General features: G+C 38.8%; 8 protein-coding genes. 4 read left to right on the plus strand and 4 right to left on the minus strand.

The window, feature by feature from the left end; genetic code table 11:
* Complete coding sequence (locus KCG35_RS12550; protein ID WP_215820043.1) at positions 1 to 996, plus strand: alpha/beta fold hydrolase; 996 nt, start codon at positions 1 to 3, stop codon at positions 994 to 996.
* An 87-nt stretch (positions 997 to 1,083) separates the two neighbouring features.
* Here the strand turns inward: KCG35_RS12550 and hslR are convergent, their stop codons facing one another.
* The gene (gene hslR, locus KCG35_RS12555; RefSeq protein WP_230409171.1) at positions 1,084 to 1,491 is read right to left on the minus strand and encodes a ribosome-associated heat shock protein Hsp15; all 408 of its coding nucleotides are present in this window, start codon (positions 1,489 to 1,491) and stop codon (positions 1,084 to 1,086) included.
* A 46-nt stretch (positions 1,492 to 1,537) separates the two neighbouring features.
* Positions 1,538 to 2,197, minus strand: coding sequence for a GMP/IMP nucleotidase (yrfG, locus tag KCG35_RS12560; RefSeq protein ID WP_215820044.1), 660 nt, complete (start codon positions 2,195 to 2,197; stop codon positions 1,538 to 1,540).
* A 161-nt stretch (positions 2,198 to 2,358) separates the two neighbouring features.
* On the opposite strand from yrfG, the gene nudE reads away from it, so the two are divergent.
* The 3 genes from nudE (at position 2,359) to KCG35_RS12575 (ending at position 4,811) form a co-directional block, all read left to right on the plus strand.
* A complete protein-coding gene (nudE, locus tag KCG35_RS12565) occupies positions 2,359 to 2,910 on the plus strand; it encodes an ADP compounds hydrolase NudE (protein WP_215820045.1) in 552 nt (183 codons plus the stop codon).
* A complete protein-coding gene (gene cysQ, locus KCG35_RS12570; RefSeq protein ID WP_309227371.1) occupies positions 2,910 to 3,749 on the plus strand; it encodes a 3'(2'),5'-bisphosphate nucleotidase CysQ in 840 nt (279 codons plus the stop codon). The genes nudE and cysQ overlap by 1 nt, the downstream gene beginning before the upstream one ends.
* 249 nt (positions 3,750 to 3,998) lie before the next feature.
* The gene (locus KCG35_RS12575) at positions 3,999 to 4,811 is read left to right on the plus strand and encodes a sporulation protein (protein WP_215820046.1); all 813 of its coding nucleotides are present in this window, start codon (positions 3,999 to 4,001) and stop codon (positions 4,809 to 4,811) included.
* A 148-nt stretch (positions 4,812 to 4,959) separates the two neighbouring features.
* Here KCG35_RS12575 and KCG35_RS12580 read toward each other — a convergent pair whose 3' ends face one another.
* Both KCG35_RS12580 and KCG35_RS12585 read right to left on the minus strand, forming a co-directional pair.
* Positions 4,960 to 8,073, minus strand: coding sequence for an efflux RND transporter permease subunit (locus KCG35_RS12580; RefSeq protein WP_215820047.1), 3,114 nt, complete (start codon positions 8,071 to 8,073; stop codon positions 4,960 to 4,962).
* A gap of 65 nt (positions 8,074 to 8,138) precedes the next feature.
* Entirely contained in the window at positions 8,139 to 9,506 is a 1,368-nt protein-coding gene (locus KCG35_RS12585; RefSeq protein ID WP_215820048.1) for an efflux RND transporter periplasmic adaptor subunit, read from the minus strand.
* Positions 9,507 to 9,646 lie beyond the last annotated feature (140 nt).

Below are 9,646 nucleotides of genomic sequence, written 5' to 3' on the forward strand. Positions count from 1 at the left end.
TTGAGAGAAAGCGCAGCATTTCCCGTCAAACGTGTTACAGCAGCCTTTATTATTTTGACTGTTGTTATTGCCTTTTGCTTTTTATTTCGAGATAGCCTGACCATTTTGATTTATCACAACGCCTTAACCTATACACGAGATGGAGCGGGCGTGGTTGTAAAACATGTCACGGTAAAAGGGCATCGCGTTAGCTATCTGGAAGGAGGTGATCCTGAAGGACAAAGTGTGGTTTTTGTTCATGGTTTTGCAGCTAACAAAGATGTGTGGCTGGAATTAATTAGGCTACTACCAGACCGCTACCATTTTTTCGCAATTGACCTGCCTGGACATGGAAATACGAATTGGGACCTAGAGAGTTACTCAATTGAAAACCAAGTTGCGGCTTTTAAGCATACTGTTGATGCACTGAAGCTTGAAAAGTTTCACTTAGTCGGTAACTCAATGGGGGGGTGGATTAGTTTTATTTATGCTGCGGAATATTCTGAACAAGTTTTAACATTAGGGCTGCTTAACTCGGCAGGTATTGTTGTGACAGATATGCCCAGTGAGTATGAGAAGCTACTAAAGCAAGGTAATAATCCACTACTTGTTGAAAAACCGGGTGATATGTCAGCGTTTTTTGAGTTTGTAATGTCCAGACCTCCGCAAATCCCCAGTATTATTGTTCATGCTATGGAATTAGAGCAGATAGCACATGCAGAGCTTAACAGGAAAATATTCAAAGGCTTAAGGTCTTCAGCAGAAACGTTTTACCAACAGCAAAAAGCAGAGGAATACCTTAATCAATTAAAAATGCCAACACTTGTCTTATGGGGTAAAGATGATCGTGTACTCTCGGAAGCGATTGCGCCACATTTTCATCGTTATCTTGAAGATGTCAGCATGATTATTCTGCCACATATTGGCCATGCGCCTATGATTGAGGCAGCACATGAGACAGCAAAAGAACTTTTGACTATTTGGCAGCGAGTCCCTAAACAGGATGATTCGCTTTAAACAGAAGGACTTGCTTTAATATAAGTAGCATAACGAAGTTTGTTGTTGGGAGTATGTTTTAACTTCGTTATGTAACCTTTACTTTGGTTAGGCACCATGGTCTTTTAGTTTTCGAATATCACGGCGTTGTTTTTTGGTAGGACGTGAATCTGGCGCAATTTGACTGGCATTATTGGCTTTTCGATCAAAAGCTCGTTTTTCCCGCAGTTTGATACTTTCTTCAGTTTCATAGTAAAGCTGTTGAGCTTCACTTGCTCCGCGACGTTGCTGTGACAGATCAGTTATCACCACTGTTTTGTCATCCCAGCCTTGGCGAATGGTTAGTGTATCACCAACTATGGGTTCTTTACTGGGTTTAGTACGGTTTCCATTATAGTGCACTTTGCCTCCTTCTATCGCGGCTTTAGCAAGCGCACGGGTTTTAAAAAAGCGTGCTGCCCAAAGCCATTTATCCAGTCGTAGTTTTTCTGTGGTTTGGTTTATTTGTTTACTCAACGTTCAACTACCTACATTTCTTTTACTAAATGTTATTTAGGTTTAGTTAGTCGTTAATGGGTAATAATGACAGATAACTGTCTACCCCAAGAAATTCTTCTGTTGCTTTTGGGGGCAGTTTACTGTCAGGTCGTGAGATTGCTAACAGGTGTTTAATGCCATAGTCACGTGCTGAGCGCAAAATAGGTAAACTGTCATCAATAAATAGCGCACGACTAGGATCGAAGTGAATTTCCTTAGCCAGGTGTTCCCAAAAAGGTGGTTGCTCTTTAGGGTATCCATACTTATGTGAGGTGATCATATAGTCAAAGTAATGCGATAAGGCGATACGCTCAAGTTTCAGAGATAAACTGTCTTGATGTGCATTGGTTATTAGAACTACTTGTTTTTTCGATTGATGAAGCGCGGTAAGAAATGCTTCAGTAGACGGTCTTAAGGTAATGAGGTGAGCAATTTCTTGTTTAATAGCTACCATATCTAGATCGAGGGTTTGCCGCCAATAGTCGAGGCAGTACCATTGAAGCTGACCGCTAGTTTGCACAAAGATAGGCTCAAGGTGTTGCTTTGCTGCATCAAGACTAATGCCCTGCTTTTCAGCATACTTTGCGGGCATATACTCAAGCCAAAAGTGGTTGTCGAAATGTAGATCGAGAAGAGTACCATCCATATCTAACAAGACAGTATCGATGTCGTGCCAATTGATCATTCGTTACCTTACAGATGTAGTATGAAGTAAAACGCTGTACTTGAGTGTTTAACCCTAAAATTATAGGGATACTCTCTATCATTGGTTATCAATGCTAGGGAATGTGAAACGTATATCTTAACGTAGTCATAAACTCATGTCCTGCAGGGATTAATAAGCGTATGTCCATGCCTAAAATTAATCGTAAAGAAGTTGTTGCAGAAACAGCCTTATTTAGAGTAGAGCAGTTGCAGCTAACCTTTGCTAATGGTGAACAACGAACCTACGAACGCCTTGGCAACCGAGGAACAGGTCGAAAGGCGGTAATGATTGTTCCAATGCTTGATCAACACCAGGTGGTTATGATCAAAGAGTACGCAGCAGGCACCGAAAACTATCAACTGACCTTACCCAAAGGCTTGGTTGAAGTAGGAGAAACAGTACTTGAGGGTGCCAATAGAGAGCTAAAAGAAGAGGCTGGATATGGTGCTCAGCAGCTTCGTACTATCAGTGAGTTTACATTGTCACCTAATTATATGAGCCACTCGATGAGTGTTGTATTAGCACAGGAGCTTTATCCAGAATCTTTACCTGGAGATGAGCCTGAGCCGATGGAAAAGGAAATTATTGATCTTCGCAATCTGTACCAACTCATACAGCGTGATGACTTTACTGAAGCAAGAGCGATTGCTGCGCTATATTTGGTGCGCGATATTTTACAACAGGAGCTGTAGTGAATAAGTCTAAGTTAATGGGTGAGCTGAAAAAAATATGTCAGCAAGCTGGTGCCGCGATCATTGAAATATACCAACATGATGATTTTGGTATTAGGGAAAAGTTAGACCATTCTCCAGTCACTGAAGCGGATATGGCATCTCACCAAATTATTGTTGAAGGGTTACAGCAGTTAACGCCAGAAATTCCTGTATTATCGGAAGAGTCTTCGGCGGTTCCTTTTAGCTCACGCAGGACATGGTCAACGTTTTGGTTGGTTGACCCGCTCGACGGTACAAAAGAGTTTATTCAGAGAAATGGTGAGTTCACTATTAATATTGCGTTGATTGAAAACAACCATCCTGCCTTGGGCATTATTTTTGTACCTGTAACTCATGAAATGTATTATGCCGAAGGTCAGGTTGGCGCATTTTGGGAATCTGCTGAAGGAGAAGTGCAACCTATTCACGTTAATTCATTACTTCAGGCTGATATCGTAAATATAATTGCCAGTCGCAGCCATATGGGGGAACGTCTAAGTCCTTTTTTGTCTCACTTAGCGGAAATTCTTCCTGCCATTAATATTTCACATCTTGGTAGTGCCTTAAAATTTTGCTTAATTGCAGAAGGTAAATCTGATTTTTACCCGCGTCTTACGCCAACCAGTGAATGGGATACTGCTGCTGCACAAGCTATTGTAGAAGCGGCTGGTGGCTGTATTGTTGATTTCAATTTTCAACCGTTAACATACAACACACGAGAATCTTTATTGAATCCTCCCTTTTTGGTTTTAGGCGATAAACAATATTCGTGGCAAGAGGCATTGAAGCCTGTATTAAAAGATATTGCTAAAACATGACACTTCTATTTGAGCACTAGAAAGTGCTCATCTACTCTTAACTATGTAACGATTATTATCTTATCTATTTTGTTAGTGCCTTTTTACTCTGATTGTTTAGAAATCAGCGTTAATAGCGTCCAAATAGAGTAGCTGTAGTTTATTGTTTAATCATTTTCATTGGAAATATTTTTGAGCAGTTTGTAATAAATTAATTGTTACCATGACTAACATATTAACACGTTAGAAAATTACTCAGGTATTTCACTCATGGCTCTTTTACTTGATGGGCAGTCGTGCTTAGGTATGATTGCTGGCGTGCAGATTTTACTAAAAACTGACAAGCAGGTTTATTGCCAAGGTGAAACAGTTAATGGCAAAGTGATGGTTAAGGGAGGAACACACCTCCAAAAAGCCCAGCAACTTAATCTTACCTTACAAGAATATTGGGTGGACTTGAAGCCTGAGAATGATGTATTTCAACGCCGAGCTTTACGTAAACGTCGTGATGAAATGACCATTGCGAGCCAGTTTGAAATAAGACCTCATGATGAGACTGCGTTTGATTTTTCTTTTCGACTACCAGAAAACTGTCGTTTAAGTGGACAAAATGAAGGATGGAGTTTGTACTTTCAGGCCGATATTCCTTTAGCGCTTGATCCCGTTATGGTTTTACACTTACCTGTTATGGCTGTAGAGCCTATTCACTATATATTACGCGCTTGTGAATTTTATCTGCAAATGGAATTATTAAATAGTATTTATATTCCTGTTAATGACAATAATCCTCGTGGGGGAATGCAGATTGCCTATAAGTTTAGAATGCCAAATAACTTGAGTGGGCGTTTAGATTATATTTTTTTACTCATGAGACAAGACGGTTGCCGTGGCATTTCTGTGACTTTCCGAAGGTTTATGTCAGAAAGTGATTCTTGTAGACTGTTTTTGAGTGATGAATCTACTGATGATAAAGCCGTAAGGTATGTTTTTACCTGTGACGATCTATTTAATAGCAACGGTCTTCCTGATCTGAATAATATTGCCCAACTGGTAGCCAGTCAGATAAGACAAAATTTCCTTTAAAGTCTGAGTCATTTTTTTACCCATCATTTCTGGCTTATTTAATCAAGAGTAAACCCTTGTTATAGCTTTCGCTTCATATCTTAGGTGCATTGTGTTTGTTTTGTATATTCGCTGTTAAAACAGCTACTGTAGTATTTAGAGGTGCCCTTTATTTTGAATTGGGTGTTGTATTTGGCTCAATAGATGTCACACCAAAGTCTTCTAAAACCATATAAAATGCTGGAAGGACAACTAATACAAGTACGGTTGAGGCCAGTAAACCGAAGACAATACTGGTTACGAGTGGAATAAGAATTTGGGCTTGCATGCTGGTTTCAAACAATAGTGGAATCATCCCCATGGTTGTGGTTAATGTTGTCAGAAAAATAGCTCTGAATCGGTCGCGAGTAGCATTACTGGCAGCTTCATGAACAGTTACACCATTTTTTGCATGTAACTTAACGAACTCTACTAATAAAATTGAGTTATTAACGACTATACCGGCTAATGAAACGAACCCCATCACGCTGGGCATGGATAAATCAATACCTAGCAGAATGTGTCCCCAAATAACACCAATGAGAGAAAGAGGAATAGCTAATAAAACGATGATAGGCTCAAGGTAGTTTTTAAATTGAAAACTTAATAAACAAAAAATGCCTAGAATACCCATAGTAAAAATAGTACCAAATGAGCTTCCTGTTGTTTTGCTATTTTTCATTTGCCCTTCAAGCCCAATCTCTATGTTTGGATAAGTTGCTTTTAATTTTGGGAAAAAGTTTTTTTGCGTATCAATCAAGATTTGAGCTGTATTAGCAAGCTTATCGTCTACTTCACCATACACGGTAATGGTTCTTTTCTTATTGATTCGGTTTATTTTGGCGTACTCACGAGAATAGTCTATTTGAGCGATAGAGCTAAGAGGAACAGCTTCATTTGTCGTAGGGTGAATGATAGACATATAGTCAAAGTCTGTAAGCGTATTCTTTGAGTTATCGTCAAGCATGACATGAATTTCATAGTCTTCATCGCCATATTGGATACTTGCTACATTATTTCCTTGGTAAGCTCCTCGTAATTGCTGAGCAATCATGTTGGCATTGATGCCTTTTGCCAGAGTACCTTCCTGCATTTTTATATGGATTTGTGGCATTCCTGGTCTTAAGTTGTCACGAATCCCACTTACCCCTTCATAGGCCAAAAACCACTCTTGCAGAGCATAGGATGCTGAGGATAGTTCATTTAAATCATTTCCTTGTAAACGAATTTGTATTGCTTGGCCTCCAGGCCCTGAAGAGGGATTTTTGAACATGATGGATATAGCATCAGGAAAGGTACCAACATTCTCTTGCCATTTCGCAGAAATTTGATTGATAGTTGCTTTTCGCTGCTCTACAGAGAGTAAATCTACACTGATCGTTGCAACATGACTGCCTGATTCATCCGCAACACTGTTTTCGTTATATTTAATGCTGTAGTTTTGCACTAATGGTGCGATCTCTTGCTGACTCATTTCTTTGTCTAATTTCTTTAGACCAGCAATGACTTGAGATACAATTTCTTCTGTACGTGCTAACGGTGTTCCCTGTGGTAGCAGAATTTTGGCGTCGATATTATTGCCATCAATTTCTGGAAACGCTTTAAATTTAAGAAATCCAGCAGGCACTAAAGACAGCGTAACAATTAAGCACGCAAAAGTAAGTCCAATCGTCAGGTAGCGATATTCAATTGAGCGCTTGGCAAGGGACTCAACTTTTTCTTTTAAACGCTCAAAAAGAGAGTTGAACTTTTCTTTCCAACGAAAAGTTTTGTTCGGCTTGTCATGGTCTCTTTGAATCGCATGAATCAGATGGTTGGGTAAGATAATAAATGCTTCTACTAGACTGACTGAAATAACTGTAATCAGTACAATGGGTAATACTTTAAGTACTTGGCCGATATCTCCTTTAAGAAATAACAATCCTCCAAAAATTAGAATAGTCGTAATAAAAGAGGAAAGAATCCCTCTTGCAACCTTTTGGGTTCCTTCAATGGCTGCGTCCAGAGGAGATAAACCACGTTTATATTCTGCGGCGATACTTTCAGAAATAACGATTGCATCGTCCATTAAAATACCAATCGCAATTAATAAGCCGACCATTGAGATCATATTAATTGATACATCTAAAGTGTGGATAAACATGAAGCTTCCTAAAAAGGCGACAGGTAAGCCCATAGCCACCCAGAAGGTATACCTAAAGTTAAAAAATAAGAACAATGATAAGACGACAAGAATGATACCTTGCCAGCTGTTTGTTAGAACCAGTTGAATGCGGTCTTTAATAATAGAAGCAAAGTCATTTGTAATAATCAGCTCAATGCCATCGGGCAGAATTTGATTTTCTTTTTCGACAAAGTCTTTCACAGCATCATAAATACTTAAGCTGTCATCACGTTTATTTTTTGAAATCTTAAGTATGGCGGCGGGATGTCCGTTAAACTCTATGGCATCTTCTTTTGTTTCAAAGGTATCAGTAATAGTTGCGATTTCTCCTAGTGTAACTTCTGCTCCAGATGCACTGCTGGAAATGATGAGTTTACTTAACTCATCAGGTGTTTTTCGTTGGTCATAAAATTTGATTTGGTAATAACGATTATCTGTGTTTAATTCGCCTGCAGGTAAATCTATAGATTGGTTACTAATGGCGTTGGCGATATCCTGAATACTCATTCCATACTTTCTTAAATTGCCTTCTTCTATGGCTACTTTAAGAATACGTTGGGAGAAACCGCTGATAGAAACCTTTGGTATGATGGGGTTCTTAACAAGCTTTGTCTTCATTATTTCTGCAAGCTGTTTGAGTTGGGTTTTGTCAATATTGGCACTTATTGCGATACTAACCACATCACTGGTTTGGTTAAGTTCTTCAATTACAGGGGATTCAGACTGCTGTGGTAGGGTGTTTACGGCATCTACAGCATCACGAATATCTTGAACAAAATCGTCAAAATTCCCATTTTCAGTCATTTTTAACACAAAGTTGCCTATATTATCTGCAGCTTCACATCGTGTTTCTTCTACAAAACTAATGGTATCAGTGGCATCCTCAAGAGGAAGACAGATACTTTCTTCTATTTCTTTAGCATCTGCTCCTGGGTAGGTGACACTCACCTGTACTTCATATTTTTCTATGCTAGGAAAAGTTTCTTTTTCCATTTTGGAAATAGTCAGTAGCCCAGAGATCAGAAAAAGTATCATCAATAAATTGCTGGCAGTAGGGTGCTCTGCAAAGTATCTGATCATGTATGCCCCTTTGACAATAAAACGAATATGCTTTTTGAGCAGACTTTCATATGAGGTTATATCGTCTATTTAAATGCGGCTTCAGCATTAGCAAGCGCTAAGATTGTTTTCTCTTGTGCGGTATTTAATTCTGGTTGTAAAGCCATTCCTTCTACGGCAGGTATCAAGTCTGTAGTAATGATTTTTTCACCATCAACAAGACCTTGCTCAACCACTGCAAGTTCACCGATATTGTAAGCAACCGTAACTTCTTTAATTATTAAATGGTTATTTTTACCTACGGTATATACTTTGTTTTGGTGAATTACTGCTCTAGGAATCACCAAACGCTCTCTTGCTGGGGCTGTAAACTCTACTTCAGTATACATTCCTTTGAGCAGTGGCGGACGTTTACCTGGAATGACTTTTTGGTATGAATCATCGACCCCTACAATGATTGAAACGGTTCTGCTGGTTTGATTAATCGATTCACCTAAACGAACGGCCTTTCCTTGCCAGTGAGTATCTTTAAATGCACCAACAAGTTTTACTTTTGCTTCTAGTCCCAGTTTTTTGAGCACTTCTTGGGTTGATGGGATACCATTTGAAAATTTTATCTTTTCGATACCTGTAAGCAAGACCCTGGCGTGAGATACAGGAAGCTCTGCATTTATTTCAACCCGACCTATATTATTGGCCGTGAATAGTTTGCTGCCTCGACTGATGAATTGGTCCTGTTCTATATAAACTTGACTGATACGAGCATCAAAAGGGCTGGTAATGACTGTACGCATCAAATTATTTTGTTGCTGCTCAATATCTTGTTGTGCTTGAATAATCTGTGCTTCAGTCACTTTAATTTGAGCAGGTAACGTTTTTAACGAATTTTCTAGGATTTGTTTACTTTCTTGTAGTTTGAGGAGTGCTTGTTCTTCTTCTTCAACCAGTGATTGTGAAATACTTTTTTGTTTAAGTAGTTTTCGTTTTCGTTCAAGTGCTTTTAAACCCAATGTATAGTTTTGTTCTGCAATTGTAAAAAGTGATTGAGTGTTTTTTTTATCAGTTATGAGTTTATCGCGCTCTGCTTGATAAATAGCTAAGTTCGCTTCTGCTTTGGCAAGAGATAGTTGATAGTCGGATGGATCTATTTTGACTAGAACTGCACCTTGCTTAACACTGGCCCCTTTTTTCAGTTCATGGCTAATGTAAATAATTCTTCCTTCAACTTGAGCATTTCCATCTAATGTTTTTTCTGGACTCACCTCTCCGTAACCAATTGCTCTACCTTTTACAGGAATCGTTTTGGCAACGATATATTCAGCCAACTTTTGGGTGTTACGGTTTTCGTCTCTTTTGAGTGTTTGATCTTTTTGAGTAATTAAAAAGGCAATCAAAATGCCGACTATTATAGCGATAAGCAAACTGATTTTTTTGCGAAGCCAATGGCTTGTCATTGTCAGCCCCTTTGGTAAAAAACCAAGATACTGTGCGTAAAGTAAAAGTTATAATTATAGCGTTCTAGCTTGACGAAAGGGTTATTAGACTTTTATCTAAAAATAGCAGATTTATTTTGTCGATGATATGTTGAAATAAA

This window comes from Zooshikella harenae, assembly GCF_018837975.1.
Lineage (GTDB): Bacteria > Pseudomonadota > Gammaproteobacteria > Pseudomonadales > Zooshikellaceae > Zooshikella > Zooshikella harenae.